Genomic DNA, 17,169 nt, shown 5'->3' with positions numbered 1-17,169 from the left:
TCCCACTAGCTTATTATAGAAGCATGGCTTTAGGAGGGTTATTTCAAGTGGATTCTAGTGGTAATATTATTACTGAAACGGATGCTTTTAAAGCTTTGGTTCCTAATTTAATCGATAGACAAAATATCTCAAAAACATTAACAAACGAGCAAAATGGAAATAGCAATGCGAAAGGAACGAAGTGTGATTAAGTCTGTTTTTATAATATTCATTTTATGTTCATTTAGTCAGTTTTATGGACAAAAAAGTATTGAAGGAAGATATAGTAATTTAATGCCTAATCAAGAGCATTATAATTTCTTTGATTTTAAGAAAAATGGAATTTTTGAGTACCATTCAGGAGCGAGTTTGGGTGATGATAAATATGGTAAAGGTCATTATCAAATAAAAAACGATTCATTAATTTTGAATTACGATTTAACAGAACCAATAAAAATAGGATATCATATCTCCAAAATTTGGAGAAATAATAAAGATTCAATTTGCATAAAATTTGTTTTGTTCGATTTAAATCATAAAGTGCTAGATCCTCCCGCAGCAAGTGTAATGTATAAGGATAGTTTGTCAAAATATGGTTATAGTGGTGTTGCTGCGAATAATAGCGGTGTAGCTGTTTTTAGGCTTAAAAAAGAAAAAAATAATCTACAATTTATGTTGTCCAATTTAGGGTATAAACCATATAACCTCATAGTTGATAGAAATTATAATTATGAGATTTCTGTTTTTATGCAAAATCAAGGTGAGGGATTACCAATATTGAATCAAACAGATACTTTAGAAATTGTAAAACAAGGTCGTAAATATCTAGAAGTAAAAAATAAAAATGGTACTACTGTACGGTTGCAACGTGTGGTGGATGAGTAATTTTAGATTAGGGTTATGCAGGGGAATAAGGTTTAATTGACAATATGGTTGTATTTCAGGATTTAATTTAGAATAAACCACACGAAAAGATTCACTACGCTGAATCTGCAATTTCTAGAGGTTGTGAGGGCGTCTTCGCTAGAATGGATATCTGCTTATTGTATATAAGAGGAATCCAATATAATTCCATCTCTTTAACACTATTATTTCATTATTTTAAAACGGAGTTCGTGTAAGCTATCGCGGTTAGAATACAAGAACTCGTCTTATTTATAGTTAATATAAAGAAAGTAAAAGATAAGGCAGAATTATAAATTAATCTTAAATTAGTCCTGCCTTAAATAAAAGAAAAGCATGTATAAAAAACTGGCGTTTTGGATAATTGGATTGTTGCTATTATCCGCCTGTAACTCTAAACCAAAGCAATCAGATTACGTTGCTATAGATCAATTAGAATTAAAACATAAAGATGGCTTTGTTGGAGATTCTCAATGTATGGAATGCCATAAAGGGGTGTATGATGATTGGAAAGGGTCCGATCATGATTTAGCCATGGAGGTTGCTAACGATAGTACTGTTTTAGGCGATTTTAACGATGTGAAAACTGTAATAGATGGTGTATCTTATCATTTTACAAAAGACAATGGTAAATTTAATGTTCATATTAAAGAAATTGATGGTAGCGAGGCCGATTACGAAATAACTTATACGTTTGGGGTGACACCGCTTCAGCAATATTTAATAGATTTTGATAGAGGAAGAAAACAAGTGCTTCGTGTAACTTGGGATTCCGATCAAAATAAATGGTACCATCAATATGCTGGCGATAAATTAGATCCGCACGATTGGTTGCACTGGACAGAAACAGCACAAAATTGGAACACCATGTGTGCCGAATGTCATTCCACTAACTTAGAAAAAGATTACGATGTAGAAACAGATAGTTTTAATACTACCTATTCTGTTATTAATGTAAGTTGCGAAAGTTGCCATGGTCCGGCCGAGCGACATGTGTATTGGGCAGAACATGTTCAAGACAGTATCCATACAGAAAACATGTATATAATTCCTGGGAACTCTCAGTTTAGCCAAATGAATATGTGTGCGCCTTGCCACTCAAGACGCGCTCGACTTACAGAAAAAATGATACCGGGAACACATTATGAAGATCAGTATATGCTTCAAAATATTTCCAGCGATTTTTATCATGGCGACGGACAAATTGAAGATGAAGATTATGTGTACGGATCATTTCTTCAAAGTAAAATGCATCACGAAGGTGTAAGATGTACAGATTGCCACGATCCGCATACCTTAAAAGTGAAATTTCAGGATAACAGATTGTGTTTGCAATGTCATACCTCAAATTATAATGAACCTTCACATCATTTCCATGAAAAAGATACAGACGGTTCACGATGTATAAATTGCCATATGACGGGGGCTGTTTATATGGGTAACGATTACAGACGCGATCATAGTTTTAGAGTGCCTAGACCCGACCAGAGTGTTGCCTATGGTACACCTAACGCTTGTACGCAATGCCACCAAGATAAATCTGATAAATGGGCGGCAGACCAAGTTGTAGAATGGTATGGTCCAGATAGACCAGATCACTTCTCAGACCAATTATTAATTAGTAATAAATCTGATATCTCGACGCAAGAGCGCAAGCAATTAGATACTTTTATAAATAATTTGAATTATCCGGCAATAGCACGTTCTACCGTAATAGAGAATATAAATATTACAACTAGAGAGCAGTTTGAAGCGATTTTAAAAAGTTTAGACGACCCATCGCCGATGGTACGCTATAGTGCGCTTCAAAAATTACGACAAGTGAGTCCGCAAGATCGTGTTTCTATTGCGGCGAAACATTTAAACGATACAACACGTTTGGTTAGAATTGGAGCTATGCAATTGGTATCTGGAATTGATGCTCAAACCTTATCGGCTATAGATCAGACTACCTTGAGTAAAGCTAGAAATGAATTAGAAACCATGATGTTTACTAATGCCGATTTTTCTACCGGTAGATTGCAGCTCGGGGATTATTATTTTCAAAATAATGATATAGATAATGCAATTAAAAACTACGAAATGGCTCTTAAAAAAGATAGTTTGTTAATGCCAGTCTATTCTAATTTAGCAACAGCATACAGTTTAAAAGGTAATACAAATGCAGCATTTAATACCTTAAACACTTGGATGAAAAAGGAGCCAAAAGCAGGTAGACCTTATTATTTAAGAGCACTGTTAAACTTCGAATTAAAGCAAAACGATGCAGCTGTTTCCGATTTAATAAAAGCGATTCAGTTAGATCCTACAGATGCGCGATCTATGTATAATTTATCGACCTATTATTATCAAAACAAACAGTACGAACCGGCTGAAAAAATTATAGCTAAGGCTTTAAAAATTCAACCTGGAAATCAAGATTTTCAATATTTATTGGCTTTAATTTATCGAGAACAAGGCCATATTGAAGAGAGCGATATGATAATGAGTGTTTTAAAAGGACAGTTAAATCAGTAAATAATATAAGATGAAATATACGACCTTACCACATACCGATATAAAAGTAAGTAAACTGTGTTTAGGTACCATGACTTGGGGAAACCAGAATACCCAGGACGAAGGATTTCAGCAAATGGATTATGCTGTAGATCAGGGGGTAAATTTCTTTGATACAGCAGAATTATATCCTGTGCCAGCCCAAGCAGAAACCTATGCCGAAACCGAGCGTATTATAGGAAACTGGTTTAAGAAAACGGGGAAACGTAGCGATATTGTCTTGGGGTCTAAAATTGCAGGGACAGGAGATTACACAGCACATATAAGAACGAATGGTTTTGCCCCAGACGCTATAGAAAATGCTATTAATAATAGCTTAAAACGCTTACAAACAGATTATATAGATTTGTATCAATTACATTGGCCAGAGCGCGAGTCTAATTTTTTTGGAACACGAGATTATAAACATAATCCAAACGATCCTTGGGGCGATAATTTTAGCGAGGTTTTAAATAGTTTAGAGAAGGCCCAAAAGGCTGGTAAAATTAGAAATATAGGAATTTCTAACGAAAAAGCTTGGGGTGCCATGCGTTATTTAGAGGAGGCTAAGTATAATAATAAACCAAGAGTAATAACCATTCAAAATTCATATTCTTTATTAAATAGAACTTTTGAAAGTGATTTAGCAGAGATTGCTATGCGCGAAGGATTAGGACTTCTAGCCTATTCGCCAATGGCATTTGGAGTACTTTCGGGGAAATATGTAGAAGGCAAGGCAGGGGAGGACTCGAGGTTAAATTTATATCCGCGTTTTGCACGTTATAGTAGTGTAAATTGCACGAAAGCAACTACTGCATATTTGAAATTAGCCCAAGATAACGGGTTGAGTTTAGCACAAATGGCTTTAGCTTTTGTAACACAACAACCTTTTGTAACCAGTAATATTATTGGAGCTTCAAAGCTAGAACAGTTAAAAGAAAACATAGATAGCATACATGTGCAGTTAAGTGATGAGCTGATTGCTGAAATAAATAAAATACACGAAGATATTCCGAATCCTGCTACTTAGGGTTTTTATGAATAATTTCTTTTGAGCTTCATTATTTAAAAAGAATATTAAGTGAAGGTAGTTTTTAATGTTATTTAGAAGGAAGCTAATAGAACCTTTGCCATTAATTGGAATAGGTTACTTCACTTTCGGTATTATAATGAATATTCGAATGTTTTCAGGTGAAATGTGCCCCACTTTTTTATTTTTCATTTCAATGTTTATTGGTGTAGTTTGTATGCTTTTAAATAGGCCTACTAAACGATTAAGATTCTATAAAATTTGGCAAATATTTATAGGGATTATTCCCATGGTATTATATTTATAAGTAAGTTGTCCAATAAGGCTACTTTTTGTATATTTGTATCATGGATAAAAAAGGGAGCTCTACTTTTTTAAAGATTATTTTGAGAATTTTTACGAAAATCAATCAGATAAAGTAAAGAAGAAAATTCTTTGGACATTAAAAATAATCGAAGAATTAGATCGTATCCCAGAAATTTATTTAAAACATCTTAAAGGTACTATTGGACTTTATGAAATTAGAGTGCAAGTGGGAAACAACATTTTTAGAATTTTATGTTTTTTTGATTTGGACAATATTGTTGTGGTGGGACAAGGATTTCAAAAGAAAACACAAAAAACACCTAGACAGGAAATTGAAAGAGCCGAACAAATAAAAAAAGAGTATTATGAAAGTAAAGAATAAATCATTAAAAAGCCTTGATCAATTTATAGATGAAAAAATAGGTGTGAAAGGAACTCAATTACGAGAAGAATTTGAAACTGAATTTGATGCTTTCAAACTAGGTGTATTAATTCAGCAAGCGAGGGAAGATAAAGGTCTTACGCAAGAGCAACTAGCAAACCTTGCAGGAACAAACAAATCATATATTTCTAAATTAGAAAGAAATTTAAAAGATATTCGATTTTCGACTTTACAAAGAATTATTAATGATGGATTAGGAGGTCATCTTGATATATCAATTAAATTTAAATAATTAAAATCATTAAGATTAAAGCATAAAAAAAGCCTTACTTTATTTAAAGTAAGGCTTTTTTATTAGTTGATTTGATTACCATCTTTGTCAAAAAAGTGGTATTCTAGATATGTGTAAGCATCTCTGGGCATAATTTTCACCCATTTTTTGTGTTCAACAAACCATTTTGAACGTATTGATGGAAAGCCTTTTGTTAAGAAGGCCGCTATAAAAGGATGTGTGTTTAAAACCAACTTTTTATAGTCTTTTTTTAATAGTCGTTCAAGCTCTTGCGTTATTTTTTGCACCAAAACTATTGGGGCTTCAACTTCTTCGCCTTTTACACCATTAGGGTTATCCTCTCTGGTTTTTATGTTCATTTCTGGGCGAACACGCTGTCTTGTAATCTGTATCAATCCAAATTTACTTGGAGGTAATATTTTATGTTTCGCTCTATCGTCCTTCATTTCTTCACGAAGATAATTGTAGAGCGTTTTTCTGTTTTCAGCATTAGTCATGTCTATAAAATCGACAACTATAATACCTCCCATATCGCGTAAACGAAGTTGTCTCGCTATCTCTTGGGCGGCAATCATATTTACTTCTAGTGCTGTGTCTTCTTGAGAATTGGCTTTGTTAGAGCGGTTTCCGCTGTTCACATCTATAACATGTAGCGCTTCGGTGTGTTCTACTACCAAATAGGCACCTTTTGCCATAGAAACCGTTTTTCCAAACGACGTTTTAATTTGTCTTTCTACTCCAAATTTTTCAAAAATAGGAACATTAGACTGATACAATTTAACTATTGATTCTTTTTTAGGTGCAATAAGTTGCACGTAATCTTTAATTTGGTGATAAAGTTCTTCATCATCAACCTGTATGCTTGTAAAGGTGTCATTAAAAATGTCTCGTAAAATAGACGAAGCCTTGTTTAATTCTCCTAAAACTTTACTAGGGTGATGTGCTTTGTTAAGTTTCTTACACATTGCAGTCCAACGACCAAGCAAATTTTGTAAGTCTTTATCTAGCTCGGCAACTTTCTTGCCTTCTGCTACTGTACGTACAATAATACCAAAGCCTGGAGGCGTAATGCTTTTTACCAGACGTTTAAGGCGGTCTTTTTCTTCTTTGTCTTCAATTTTTTGTGATATTGAAATACGGTCGGAAAAAGGAACAAGAACAATATATCTACCGGCAATAGAAAGCTCTGAGCTTATTCTAGGGCCTTTTGTAGAAATAGGTTCTTTTACAATTTGTACCAGTAGGGATTGGTTAGATTTTAATACATCTACGATGCTACCATCTTTGTCAATCTCTTTTTCAAACGGGAAATCTTTTAAATAGAAATCGTTTAGTTTACCTGTGCTTACACGTTTTGTGAATTTTAAAAGGGAAGGGAGTTTTGGACCTAAATCGTGATAGTGTAAAAAGGCATCTTTATCGTAGCCTACATTTACAAAAGCAGCGTTTAATCCAGGAACAGTTTTTCTTATTTTGGCGATAAACACGTCGCCAACAGAAAAATTGTTACCTCCTTCGTCTTTATGTAATTCAATAAGTTTTCCATCTTTTAATAAGGCAAAATCAACATGTTGGGGACCAGATCTTACGATCAATTCTTTATCCATTTCGTTAATTTTTATCCATACGTTTTAGTCGTTATTTATAGTTGTAAGTTTAGGTAAACTACTTAAAACCAACAACCATAAATTAACAACTTAATTTGTATAGATGGATTATACATTATTTTTTCACAGGATTTAATCTGTGGAGTTTCCTTTGTTTGCGTAAGGTATAACGCGGGGAAACTCATGTCAAAGAACAATTATTAAAAACCAAAAAAGTAGTTATATAAAACTACTTTTTGGGATTATTTTTTCTTTTTGTGACGATTAGCGCGTCTACGTTTCTTACGCTTATGCGTCGCTACCTTATGTCTTTTACGTTTCTTACCACTTGGCATAGATCTGTTTTTTTTAGATTAATATTAAGTTTTTTGTTATTCTTTAACGTCTACATTAGTTTTTACACCTTCTACAAATACTTTTGCAGGTTTAAATGCAGGAATGTTGTGTGCAGGAATTTTAATAGTCGTATTTTTTGAAATATTTCTACCAGTTTTTTCGGCGCGAGTTTTAATGATAAAACTACCAAAACCTCTTAAATATACGTTATCACCAGCTTCTAAAGATGTCTTTACTTCTTCCATGAAAGTTTCCACAGTTGCTTGAACATCACCTTTCTCTATTCCTAATTTCTCAGAAATTTTCGCTACTAAATCAGCCTTAGTCATTATTTATTATGTATTAAAGTTATCAATTAATTATAAAGGGATGCAAATATAGTCATTTAATATTCAATATTTCAAACCTAATTCATTAAAATTTAAGATTATAAACGATTATTTTTGCCTCACCTAATTATTCTATATGACTTTTAGTAAAATCTTAACACATTGGTATTCAGTAAATAAGCGCGAATTGCCTTGGCGACAGACTTCTAATCCGTATTATATTTGGTTATCGGAAATAATTTTGCAGCAAACGCAGATTAAGCAAGGATTACCATATTATGAAGCTTTTGTGAAGACATTTCCCACCGTTTTCGACTTGGCTAATGCAAATGAAGCAAAAGTTTTAAAACTTTGGCAAGGTTTAGGTTATTATTCGAGAGCTAGAAATTTACATGCTGCCGCAAAATATGTGGTTAACGATTTGAAAGGTGTTTTTCCAGATAATTATAAAGACCTATTACAATTAAAAGGAGTTGGCGATTATACGGCTAGCGCCATTGCTTCTATATGCTATAATGAGCCTTCTGCTGTTGTAGACGGAAATGTTTACCGCGTGTTATCTCGCTATTTCGGAATAGATACACCTATTAATTCATCTCGAGGAGCTAAAGAATTTAAAGCTTTAGCGCAAGAGCTTATAGATGTTAAAGATCCTGCTACATTTAATCAGGCCATTATGGAGTTTGGTGCTATACAGTGTAAACCCAAAAATCCAGATTGTACTATATGTCCGTTAAATTCTAGTTGTGTTGCATTAAGCAAACATAGTATCGCTACTTTGCCTGTTAAGATTAAAGGCGCTAAAGTGGTTAAGAAATATTTTAACTTTTTAGTGTTTTTATTGCCCGACCATAAAACCTTATTAGAGCAACGTGAAGGTAAGGGGATTTGGCAAAATTTATATCAGTTTCCTTTAATTGAATCTAAAAAAGCACTAACATCGAGTCAAATTCAATCTCAATTAAAAACTTTAGACAATTTAAAAGGCAAACCCTTTGAGGTCTCTTTATATAATAAAGATGAGATTGTTCATAAATTATCTCACCAGCATTTGTATACGCAGTTTTGGATTGTTGAGGTGGATACCGCTATAGAAGGCGCTATTGCTATGAGTGAAATTTCAGATTTCCCAGTACCTATTTTAATAGGAAATTTCATAGAAGCCTTCAATTTTTAACCTTAGAAATTTATATCTCATAATTTTTTTGCTAATTTTAAAAAAGTTGAATTACAAAGCGTAATTTTGTAGATTGAAAACTAATATATATGTCTGGAACATTAAATAAAGTTATGCTTATAGGGCATTTAGGAGATGATGTTAAAATGCATTATTTTGAAGGTGGTGGTTGCGTAGGACGTTTTCCTTTGGCAACCAACGAAACTTATGTAAGTAAGCAGACTAATGAGCGTGTAACTAATACAGAATGGCATAATATAGTAGTGCGAAATAAAGGTGCCGAAATTTGCGAAAAGTATTTAAGTAAAGGCGATAAAATTTATGTTGAAGGCCGACTTAAAACCAGAAAATGGCAAGATGAAGCTGGGCAAGATCGTTATTCTACCGAAATACAATGCACAGATTTTACCTTTTTAACAACAAAGAAAGAAAGTGGAGCCAATGCGCAAGCATCGCCGCAAGCAGCAAAACCTACCGAAAATAAACCGGAAACAAATCAGAGTTCTTCTGGTGTAGAAGACGATTTGCCGTTTTAATTGTTTAACTAATTTTATTTCAATTGGACCCTGACCCCTCGAGTATTTTAATTTTTCTTTCCTCCATAAATCTTCCATTAATTTTTGGAGTTATACTTTTATGTGTGTTATTAATTTGTTCTGCCCTTATTTCGGGAGCAGAAGTTGCCTTGTTTTCTTTAACCACAACCGATATAGACGAAGGCATTGAAAGCGATACCAAGGCTATTCAAATTATATCGAAACTTTTAGAACGACCAAAAAAATTACTAGCCACAATTCTTGTCGCTAATAATTTTATAAATATTGCCATTGTAATCCTCTTTGCTTATTTAAGCGACTATATGTTTGGAGGAGTTACCTCAGAAGTGGTGCGATTCATTGTAGAAGTGGTATTAGTAACCTTTCTAATTTTATTATTTGGTGAAATCTTACCTAAGATTTATGCTAGCCGAAATAAAATGAAATTTGCCACATTTATGGCTGTACCATTACAAGTTATGGATGTCCTGTTTTCGCCGCTAAGTTTGCCTATGCGAAGTATAACACTTGGTATACACGAGAAATTAGGAAAACAAAAATCGAACTTAAGTGTCGACCAGTTATCGCAAGCCCTAGAGCTAACAAGCGAACACGACACCTCTAAAGAAGAGCAAAAAATATTACAAGGTATTGTGTCTTTTGGTAATACAGATACCAAACAGGTTATGCGACCGCGTATAGATATTTTTGCTTTAAATGAAGACTTAAAATACACAGAAATTATTCCAGAAATTGTAGCAAATGGCTATTCTAGGATTCCGGTGTATAAAGATAATATCGATAATATAAAAGGGATTCTTTACGTTAAAGATTTATTGCCTTATGTAGATAGAAAACAATTCGATTGGAAAACGTTAATTCGTGAGCCCTTTTTTGTTCCGGAAAACAAAAAGCTAGATGATTTAATGGCAGAGTTTCAGGAGAAAAAAGTCCATTTAGCGGTAGTCGTAGATGAATATGGTGGTACATCGGGCTTAATTTCTCTAGAAGATATCATTGAAGAAATTGTTGGCGAAATTAGCGATGAGTTTGATGATGAAGATTTGGTATACTCTAAATTAGACGATCATAATTTTGTGTTTGAAGGTAAAACTCCGTTAAAAGATTTTTATAAAATTATTAAAATTGAGGACGATTCTATTTTCGAACAGAAAAAAGGAGAGGCAGAAACCATAGCTGGTTTTGTGTTAGAAAATTCTGGAAGTTTTCCTAAAATGAATGCTAAAATTAATTTTGAAAATTATCTATTCACTATAGAAGCTTTAGATAAAAAACGCATTAAACGCGTAAAAGTCACCATTACATAACTATGTTTAAAAAATCTTATTTTATTCCTGTCTTTATTCTATTTGTATTAGCCATGTCTTGTGGAGAAACACCTACGCCAAAACCAAAAGCGTATTTGCGATTAAGTTATCCGGAGGCCCAATATAGTACAGTAAATTTAGATGTTCCGTTTACGTTTCAGAAAAACAATTTCTCGAATCATGTGGGACTTAAAAAAATGCCGGGACTAGATAATTATGGTGTAAATATTGAGTATTCTAATCTAAAAGGAACCATTTATTTAACGTATAAGAGTATAAATGAAGATTCTAAAAATTTAATAGAGTATATTAAAGATGCTCAAAATTTCACCCAAAAACACACCATTAAAGCCGATGAAATTGCAGAGCAAGTGTATATAAACAACGAGCGTAAAGTGTATGGTATGTTTTACGAAGTTGGCGGAAATGCAGCTTCGCAATCGCAATTTTATGTTACCGATAGTGTAAAGCACTTCTTAACAGGTTCCTTGTATTTTTATGCAAAACCCAATTACGATTCTATTTTTCCTGCGGCTAAATATCTTGAAAAAGATATAAAACACATCATGGAAACCGTGAACTGGAAATAAATTTAATAGCAGATTCTGTAAATTCTTCCCATTCTTAAATCTTTTTTCATCAAATAGAAATGGCTTTGTAAGGAAAAGTATACCTCCTAATTTTTATTAAATTTAGGCATGGTTTCTAAAACATTAATTATTTTTCTTAATTTAAGGCTATGAAAAAACTGAAAAAAGAAGATATAAATCAAGAGGTTTTTGATTTATATGATGAATATGCTCATAATAAAATAGAAAGACGACAATTTTTAAAAAGACTATCTATTTACGCGGTTGGAGGAATTACCATTCCTTCTCTACTGAGTTTTGTTATGCCGAATTATGTCGATTCAATTACGGTAAACCCGACAGATCCAAGATTAGATTCCGATTATGTAACCTATAAATCACCTAAAGGCGGAGGAGAAATTCGCGGCTTACTTTCAAAGCCAAAAGATACCTCCAAGAAACTTCCAGGAATAATTGTGGTTCATGAAAATAGAGGACTAAATCCGTATATAGAAGATGTGGGTAGGCGAGCAGCTTTAGAAGGATTTATTTCTATCGCTCCAGATGCTTTAACTCCACTAGGTGGATATCCGGGGAATGATGATGAAGGACGTGCCATGCAAAAGAAACGCGACAAAAATGAGATGTTAGAAGATTTTATTGCTGCATTTAATTATTTAAAGGATAACGAAAATTGTGACGGTAATATAGGGGTTGTAGGATTCTGTTTTGGTGGCTGGATTTCGAATATGATGGCTGTTAAAATACCGGACTTAGGTGCTGCAGTACCTTATTATGGAAGTCAGCCAAGTGTAGAAGAGGCCGCACTTGTACAAGCGCCATTAATGTTTCATTTTGGGGAGTTAGATAAACGTGTAAATGAAGGATGGCCAACTTATGAAGCAGCTCTTAAAGCAAACAATAAATCGTATGAAGCTTTTATTTACCCTGGAGCTAATCACGGTTTTCATAATAACACCACACCAAGATACGATGAAGAGGCTGCAACTTTATCTTGGAATAGAACGATAGCCTTTTTTAAAACTCATTTAAAGTAGTTTGTTAAATAAATTTAGTTGTTTGAAGGCACCTTGAAAAAGGTGCTTTTTTGTTGGTTTTAGGGGTAAACATGAAAATCTAAATTAAGTAATCGTTTTATTATTATTTAATCAGGTTTGTGCTACTATTATAACAGATTCACGAATACATTTTTAGAGCTATTCCTTTATATTTAAATATTCTCTCTAATTAGGAGATGTAAATGATTTGAAATAGCATTCCCTTATGTGGTTACGTGTTAGTTGTAATTTGGCTTTCGATATAGAAATTCCAACTCCTTTTATTTTAATGTTGCGGCCACGAAGTGGTGCCCAACAGTGGGTGGAACGGGACGAATTTAGAATAGCCCCTAGCATACCCATTATTGAGTTTACAGATAGATATGGAAATCTATGTCAGCGTTTTATTGCGCCACAAGGAAATTTAACTATTCATACGGTTTCCGATGTAAAAACATCGGCCTTTGTAGATGTAGATTTTAATGCGCCTTTTGTAGAAATACAGCACTTACCCAACGACGTACTTTGTTATTTGTTACCTAGCAGATATTGTGAATCCGATCGGTTTAACGATTTAGCAAATGCCATAACCGTAAATAAAATACCTGGCTATCAGCAGGTGTTTGCCATAGAAGAATGGTTGCGGAAAACTATAAGTTATATTCCTGGAAGTAGTGTGTATCCAACGTCTGCAATAGAAGTTAATCAAAAAGAATTTGGAGTTTGTAGAGATCTTGCGCATTTAGGAATTGCTTTATGTAGAAGTTTAAGTATTCCTGCGCGGATGGTAGTTGGCTATTTGCACAATTTGAAACCTATGGATATGCATGCTTGGTTTGAAGCTTATATTGGTGGACGTTGGTATACTTTTGATGCGACTCAATTGGGTTTAAAAGGAGGTTACGTAGCTGTAGGTTATGGACTAGATGCCGCCGATGTTGCTATATTTAATCAGTTTGGTCCTATTGTTAATACGACATATCAGGACGTAGCGGTGAGTCAGATTTAACAGCACCACGGCTAAAATATTTAGGGTGTCGTTATGTCAAGATGAGTCTATATAAAATGAAAAAAGCACCCCGAAAGAGATGCTTTTATTGTAATTAAGATATTTTAAGTTTATGCTTTAGCTGAAGAAAGACAACATGCTTTCTCGCAGTCTTCTTTACAAGCTGTTTTTGCAGCTGCATCAGCTTTATCTTTGCAACATGCTTTTTCGCAATCTGCATTGCATGCTTCTTTTGTAGCAGAATTTGCTTTGTCTGCACAACAAGCCATTTTACAGTCGCCTTTACAAGCGCTAGTTGTGTTGAAATCTTCAACGGTTTTCATGTCTTTTACACTGTACATGTCTCCCGCTTTAGTAACGGTTTCTTCTAAAGTAGCTGGGTTAACTTTGGCTTCGTCGTATTCAACCATAGCTAATCGCTTGTCGAAATCTACAGTTGCAGATTTTATACCATCAAGATTAGAAAGTTTCTTTTCAATAGTTTTTGCGCAACCAATTTCGCAAGTCATTCCATCTATAGTAAATTCAGCCTTAGCATAGGTTGCATTCGGATCTGTTTCAGTTTTAGTGATTTGTTCAGGAACTGCAGTTTCTACAGTTTTTATTTCTGGTTTAGTTTCGTTTTTACATGAAAATGATAAAACAGAAACTAATAATACGGCAAAAAATGTGTTTAAATGTTTCATTTAATTTAAGAGTAAATGTTAGTGAAACAAATTTAATAATTAATGTGATTTTTTATGTTAAAAGTTTCATTTTTGCAGCTTGGAAACGCAGGTTATGAGTGAAAATACGTTAAAATGGTTTTATCTTTTGGTCTTGTCCCTAATCTGGGGAAGTTCTTTCATTTTAATGAAAAAAGCACTTATAGGTGTAACCCCGTTTCAATTAGGCGCTTTACGGACGGTAATGACAGCTTTAATTTTATTTACTGTGGGTTTAAAGTATGTAAAAACCATAGATAAGCCCGCTTGGAAATGGATTGCTTTAACGGGGATTTTTGGCTCGTTTATTCCTGCCTTTCTTTTTGCAATTGCCGAAACTGAAATTGATAGTGCTATTGCCTCTATTTTAAACTCTTTAGTCCCGCTACAAACGATACTTGTAGGTTTTGCAGTCTTTCAAATGACCTCTACAAAACGACAAATTTTAGGCGTTATATTGGGGTTTATAGGTACAGCCTTGTTGGTGGTTGAAGGTGCAGATTTAAATCCGCATCAAAATTATTTGTATGCCGGCTATATTATTTTAGCTACAGTAATGTATGCCTTTAATGTGAATATGATTAAAAGTCATTTACAGCATTTAAAACCCTTAACTATAGCCACCGGAAATTACGTAGTTATTTTAATTCCTGCCCTAATAGTTTTGGTTTGGACAGGTTTTTTTAAACCTGCTAGCTTTCAGCAACCAGAACTTAAAATGGCCTTAATGTATATTTTTATACTATCGTTTTTTGGTACGGCTTTAGCTAAAGTGTTATTTAATAAACTAATTAGAATCTCTACACCGGTATTTGCATCGTCTGTAACTTATGTTATGCCTATAGTGGCTCTAACTTGGGGTGTGTTAGATGGTGAAGGTTTTAGTGCTTTGCAAGGATTTGCTTCTGTTATTATATTGTTAGGCGTGTATTTAGCTAATAAAAGAGCATAAAAAAACCGAAGCAAAGCTTCGGTTTTAAAAGTATAAAAAAGGTTTAGATTTTATTTAAAATCTTCGTCGGCTACACCAGAGTTTACTAAAACTTCTGTAAGCTTAGAGTTAATAGGTTGCCCCATTTGAGAGCTCTCTTTAGTTGAAGGAAATAAAATACCATCAAAAGCTTTGTAATCTTTTAAAAGAGCGTCTTGAGTTTGAGATTGACCACCCATTGAGATTACTTGAGATTCCTTAACTTTTAATCCTGTTTCAACATCGTAAAATAGAGCGTATGAAACTGTAGTACCAGGAACTTCTACTTTGTAAGCTTTCTTACCTTCTACATCTTCGGTGCCTGCTAATTTTGCAGTTCCTGCAGCTAATAGATTTTGTTCAATAAATAAACCAGAAGCAAGTTTCATATCTGCCGCCATTTCTGCTGGGATTGGATTTTTAGCTCCACCTTGTTTTACAAAAACTTCTTCAGGAGAAACTACCATTGCCATCATTAAATTATCATTCATATACACGTTTTGTGCTAAATGTCCGGCAGTTCGTTTTTCTTCAGAAATAATTTTCGATCCCATAGCCTCTGCTTCGTATTTAATAACTAAAGAGGTTACTTTGTCTAATTTTTCTTTCCCACCAATTGCTGTTAAATAATTTTCTAAAACCTTATTAGCAGTTACGCCTGCAGGTACAGCACTTTGGTAATTAGGCTTGTCTATAGGAGTTGCATACGTGTCGTAGTATTTTACAGGAATTCCAGTTTTTTCTAGATTTTCTATAACTTCACTACCTTTACCTACTACAATTATACGAGAATTATCGGCCTCGAAATATTTGTTAGCTGCTTTTTGTATATCTGCAGGTGTTACGGCATTTACTTTTTCTAAGTAAGTTTCGTAAAAGTCTTTAGGTAAGTTATTTAGTTTAATGTTTAAAGCATAATCGGCAACTGTTTCAGGTCTTTCTAAAGCCATAACAAAGCTACCTACATATTTCGCTTTAGCACTTTCTAAATCTTTTTGGTCTACAGGCTCTGTTTTAATTCTTTTTATTTCATTTAATATTTGAACTACAGCACTGTCTGTAACAGCATTTCTTACTTGCGAACTGGCATCAAAACGACCACCATTATAGCGACTAGCGTCTATAGATGAATATGCACCATAAGTGTAAGCATGTTTTTCACGAAGGTTTTTAAATAAGTAACCTTCACCACCACCACCTAAAATGTAGTTTGCAATTTTAGCAGCAAAATAATCTGGATCAGACATTTTTAAATCTACATTGTTAGTTACAACTACGTTAGATTGTACTGCATTTGGCATGTCGATAAAATCGATTTGAGTTTTAGCTACATTTGGTGTAATAGCTGGGACAGAAGTATTAGGTTCTGCTCCTTTTTTCCATTTACCAAAATGTTTTGTAATCTCTTTCTTTGCTGTTTTTTCATCTATATCTCCAACCACTACTAAATAGGCGTGGTTTGGTAAGAAGTAAGTATGATAGAAATTCTTAACATCTTCTAACGTAACATTGTTTATGGTTTCTTCAGTAATAAACTCTCCAAACGGATTATTTTTCCCGAAAGATAATGCGCTACCAACACGTCCGGCAATAGCATCTACACTTTTTTCTTGAGATTTTAAGCTCTCTATAAGTTGTTGTTTTTCTTTCTGAAATTCTTCCTCAGTAAGTAATGGGTTTATGGCAGCATCGGCCATTAATTCTAAAATACGATTTGAGTATTTGGTTAAAGAACTTCCGTAAGCTCCAGAAGAACTAAAAGATAATCGTGCCCCTAAGAAATCAATTTCATCGTTAAATTTATCTTTAGGAATGCTAGTTGTTCCGTTTCCTAACATAGAAGAAAGTAAACTTGCCACCCCAGCTTTGTTACCTTCTGTAATTGGTTTGTTGTCTATTCTTAACGAATAAGTAACTTTTGGTAGTTTGTGGTTTTCTACTACAAGTACTTTAATTCCGTTTTTTAATTCAAATTCGTGAGGTGTTTTCAGCGTAATTTTTGGTGCTGGCCCCGCTTCTGGTTGTTTCGATCTGTCTATTTGTGCTTGTAGCCCAACAGACATTAAAAACAAGACTAATAATAATGATATTTTTGTTTTCATTTTTTGTGTATGTTTTG

Annotated in this window: 16 protein-coding genes and 1 pseudogene; 13 read left to right on the top strand and 4 right to left on the bottom strand. The window is 33.8% G+C overall.

Going from position 1 to position 17,169, the window contains the following annotated elements:
* Nucleotides 1-23 precede the first annotated feature (23 nt).
* The 6 genes and pseudogenes from A9D35_RS18690 to A9D35_RS09415 all read left to right on the top strand — a co-directional run bounded on the left by A9D35_RS18690 (nucleotide 24) and on the right by A9D35_RS09415 (nucleotide 5,427).
* A complete protein-coding gene (locus A9D35_RS18690) occupies nucleotides 24-191 on the top strand; it encodes a hypothetical protein (RefSeq protein WP_159427052.1) in 168 nt (55 codons plus the stop codon).
* Entirely contained in the window at nucleotides 154-864 is a 711-nt protein-coding gene (locus A9D35_RS09435) for a hypothetical protein (RefSeq protein ID WP_141675503.1), read from the top strand. The genes A9D35_RS18690 and A9D35_RS09435 overlap by 38 nt, the downstream gene beginning before the upstream one ends.
* 354 nt (nucleotides 865-1,218) lie before the next feature.
* Nucleotides 1,219-3,399, top strand: coding sequence for a tetratricopeptide repeat protein (locus A9D35_RS09430; protein WP_066222088.1), 2,181 nt, complete (start codon nucleotides 1,219-1,221; stop codon nucleotides 3,397-3,399).
* A gap of 10 nt (nucleotides 3,400-3,409) precedes the next feature.
* On the top strand, nucleotides 3,410-4,447 hold the full coding sequence (locus A9D35_RS09425; RefSeq protein ID WP_066222085.1) for an aldo/keto reductase: 1,038 nt from the start codon (nucleotides 3,410-3,412) through the stop codon (nucleotides 4,445-4,447).
* Between the two features lie 412 nt (nucleotides 4,448-4,859).
* Nucleotides 4,860-5,135, top strand: a pseudogene (locus tag A9D35_RS09420) (type II toxin-antitoxin system RelE/ParE family toxin); the annotation flags it as partial.
* Nucleotides 5,119-5,427 (top strand): helix-turn-helix domain-containing protein, encoded by a 309-nt coding sequence (locus tag A9D35_RS09415; protein ID WP_066222082.1) that lies wholly within the window; start codon nucleotides 5,119-5,121, stop codon nucleotides 5,425-5,427. The pseudogene A9D35_RS09420 and the gene A9D35_RS09415, both read left to right, overlap by 17 nt.
* A 62-nt stretch (nucleotides 5,428-5,489) precedes the next feature.
* On the opposite strand, the gene A9D35_RS09410 is transcribed toward A9D35_RS09415, so the two are convergent.
* Both A9D35_RS09410 and A9D35_RS09405 read right to left on the bottom strand, forming a co-directional pair.
* The gene (locus A9D35_RS09410) at nucleotides 5,490-7,034 is read right to left on the bottom strand and encodes an Rne/Rng family ribonuclease (RefSeq protein WP_066222079.1); all 1,545 of its coding nucleotides are present in this window, start codon (nucleotides 7,032-7,034) and stop codon (nucleotides 5,490-5,492) included.
* A 371-nt stretch (nucleotides 7,035-7,405) separates the two neighbouring features.
* Nucleotides 7,406-7,699 (bottom strand): HU family DNA-binding protein, encoded by a 294-nt coding sequence (locus tag A9D35_RS09405; protein WP_038532346.1) that lies wholly within the window; start codon nucleotides 7,697-7,699, stop codon nucleotides 7,406-7,408.
* Nucleotides 7,700-7,835: 136 nt separating this feature from the next.
* Here A9D35_RS09405 and mutY point away from each other — a divergent pair, with 136 nt between their 5' ends.
* The 6 genes from mutY (at nucleotide 7,836) to A9D35_RS09375 (ending at nucleotide 13,376) form a co-directional block, all read left to right on the top strand.
* Nucleotides 7,836-8,876 (top strand): A/G-specific adenine glycosylase, encoded by a 1,041-nt coding sequence (gene mutY, locus A9D35_RS09400; protein ID WP_066222075.1) that lies wholly within the window; start codon nucleotides 7,836-7,838, stop codon nucleotides 8,874-8,876.
* 89 nt (nucleotides 8,877-8,965) lie between these two features.
* Complete coding sequence (locus A9D35_RS09395) at nucleotides 8,966-9,412, top strand: single-stranded DNA-binding protein (RefSeq protein WP_066222072.1); 447 nt, start codon at nucleotides 8,966-8,968, stop codon at nucleotides 9,410-9,412.
* Between the two features lie 23 nt (nucleotides 9,413-9,435).
* Complete coding sequence (locus A9D35_RS09390) at nucleotides 9,436-10,740, top strand: gliding motility-associated protein GldE (RefSeq protein ID WP_066222068.1); 1,305 nt, start codon at nucleotides 9,436-9,438, stop codon at nucleotides 10,738-10,740.
* A 2-nt stretch (nucleotides 10,741-10,742) separates the two neighbouring features.
* Entirely contained in the window at nucleotides 10,743-11,330 is a 588-nt protein-coding gene (gldD, locus tag A9D35_RS09385) for a gliding motility lipoprotein GldD (protein ID WP_066222066.1), read from the top strand.
* Between the two features lie 149 nt (nucleotides 11,331-11,479).
* Entirely contained in the window at nucleotides 11,480-12,367 is an 888-nt protein-coding gene (locus tag A9D35_RS09380; protein WP_066222060.1) for a dienelactone hydrolase family protein, read from the top strand.
* A gap of 226 nt (nucleotides 12,368-12,593) precedes the next feature.
* Nucleotides 12,594-13,376, top strand: coding sequence for a transglutaminase-like domain-containing protein (locus A9D35_RS09375; protein ID WP_066222056.1), 783 nt, complete (start codon nucleotides 12,594-12,596; stop codon nucleotides 13,374-13,376).
* Nucleotides 13,377-13,486: 110 nt separating this feature from the next.
* On the opposite strand, the gene A9D35_RS09370 is transcribed toward A9D35_RS09375, so the two are convergent.
* Entirely contained in the window at nucleotides 13,487-14,062 is a 576-nt protein-coding gene (locus A9D35_RS09370) for a heavy-metal-associated domain-containing protein (protein WP_066222052.1), read from the bottom strand.
* Nucleotides 14,063-14,156: 94 nt separating this feature from the next.
* Between A9D35_RS09370 and A9D35_RS09365 the strand changes: the two genes are divergently transcribed.
* Entirely contained in the window at nucleotides 14,157-15,032 is an 876-nt protein-coding gene (locus tag A9D35_RS09365) for a DMT family transporter (protein ID WP_066222050.1), read from the top strand.
* Nucleotides 15,033-15,082: 50 nt separating this feature from the next.
* Here A9D35_RS09365 and A9D35_RS09360 read toward each other — a convergent pair whose 3' ends face one another.
* Complete coding sequence (locus tag A9D35_RS09360) at nucleotides 15,083-17,152, bottom strand: M16 family metallopeptidase (RefSeq protein WP_066222047.1); 2,070 nt, start codon at nucleotides 17,150-17,152, stop codon at nucleotides 15,083-15,085.
* Nucleotides 17,153-17,169 lie beyond the last annotated feature (17 nt).

The organism is Formosa haliotis (genome assembly GCF_001685485.1).
GTDB classification, from domain to species: domain Bacteria; phylum Bacteroidota; class Bacteroidia; order Flavobacteriales; family Flavobacteriaceae; genus Formosa; species Formosa haliotis.
The sequence above is the reverse complement of the archived record's forward strand: the minus strand, read 5'-3'. Positions and strand labels throughout refer to the sequence as shown.